This window comes from Bradyrhizobium sp., from assembly GCF_016462955.1.
GTDB lineage: Bacteria > Pseudomonadota > Alphaproteobacteria > Rhizobiales > Xanthobacteraceae > Bradyrhizobium.
On the sequence record NZ_JAEMSD010000591.1, the window covers coordinates 2,150 to 3,795 of the forward strand.

Sequence of the window (1,646 nt, forward strand, 5' to 3'; positions counted from 1 at the left end):
TCCGAAGCACAATTCAGCGCAAAAACATCATCCGCCATTGCCGCGAGCGCCACCGTCTATACGCTGGTGATGCCGTTGTTCGCCGGCGAGGGCCTCTCCAAGCGCATGAAGGCGGTGGCGAGCGAGCGGGAGCGCATCCGGCAGCGCGAGCGTGAGCGCCTCAACAAGAACGAGAAGGTCTCGCTGCGGCAAACGCCGAAACAGCTTGTCTCCAAGGTGGTCGAGGACTTCAACCTGACCAAATGGCTCGCGCAGGAAGCTGCGCGAGACAAGCTGATCATGGCGGGCTACCGCGGCCAGGCACCCTACATCACCTTCCTGTTCGCGCGCATGGTCGCACCGATCGTGCTCTTTATCGGCTCGGCCCTCTACGTGTTCGTGATCGCCCACATGCAGCAGTCGATGCCGATCAAGATCGGCATCTGCATCGGCGCCGCCTATCTCGGCCTCCAGGCTCCGATGCTGTTCCTCAAGAATGCGATCTCCAAGCGCCAGCTCTCGATCAAGCGTGCGTTTCCCGACGCGCTCGACCTGCTCTTGATCTGCATCGAATCCGGCATGTCGGTCGAGATGGCATTCCGCAAGGTCGCGACCGAAATCGTCGGCCAGTCGATCGCGTTGTCGGAGGAATTCACCCTGACCACGGCCGAGCTGTCCTACTTGCAGGATCGCAAGGTCGCCTATGAGAATCTGGCGCGGCGCACCGGGCTCGAGGGCGTCAAGTCGGTGTGCCTGGCGCTGCAGCAGGCGGAACGTTACGGCACCCCGCTCGGCCACTCCTTGCGCGTCATGGCGCAGGAGAACCGCGACATGCGCATGAACGAGGCCGAGAAGAAGGCGGCCGCTCTGCCGCCGAAGCTCACGGTGCCGATGATCCTGTTCTTCCTGCCGGTGCTGTTCGTCGTCATTCTCGGCCCCACCGCCATCAAGGTCACCGAGATGCAGTAAGCAGGGCTGGACCAAACGGTCCGCCACCAAGGCCGGCAAGATCGGATCTGATCAGTCGCCCTGGCTCAGCGCAGCCACCGGCGTTCGCTTCGGTGCGCCGCGCGGGGCCTCGCTGCGGCTCAGCATCTCCTTGAGATAGGCGACATTGGCCGCGGCCTGGTCGGGTGGCAGGTCCGCCTTCACGATGGTCTCCGCTTCCGCGAAGCGGCCCTGGAGGCCGACGACCAAGGCGAGGTTTTGCCGTACCCGGGCGCTCGCACGCGGCGAGGCATAGGCCTGCCGTAGCGCCTCCTCGGCCTTCGGCAGCTCTCTCGACAGCATGTATGACAGGCCGAGATTGGAGAGCACGCCGGGATCACCCGGCGCGATCTTCAGTGCGCTCGCGTAGTAGGAGCGCGCCTCCTCGTGACGGCCCATCTGGTCCAGCGCGGTGCCCTGTACCGAGAGCAGGCGCCAGTCCGGATTGTCGGGCGAGTGCGCCTTCGACAACACGTCGTAAGCCTGTTGGAAATTTCCGTTGTCGGCGAGCGCACGGCCGTACTGGGCCAGCAACGCCTTGTTGCCGGGATTGGCGATGGTTGCCTGCTCGAGGACGGCTGCGGCCTGGGCACGCTGGCCGTTGGCGCGCAGGGCCTGCCCGTAGGCGAGCGCGGCGTCGGCGTCCTTGGGATTGGCGCGGTAGCGCTCGCCATAGACTT

The 1,646-nt window shown here is 65.0% G+C and carries 2 protein-coding genes; one reads left to right on the plus strand and one right to left on the minus strand.

Translation table 11 applies throughout. From position 1 onward, the window contains the following. Positions 1-948, plus strand: a 948-nt coding sequence (locus JHD07_RS35065; protein ID WP_291630517.1) for a type II secretion system F family protein, incomplete at its 5' end; no start/stop codon positions are given. Positions 949-999: 51 nt separating this feature from the next. Here the strand turns inward: JHD07_RS35065 and JHD07_RS35070 are convergent. After that, positions 1,000-1,646, minus strand: a 647-nt coding sequence (locus tag JHD07_RS35070) for a tetratricopeptide repeat protein (protein ID WP_291630520.1), incomplete at its 5' end; no start/stop codon positions are given.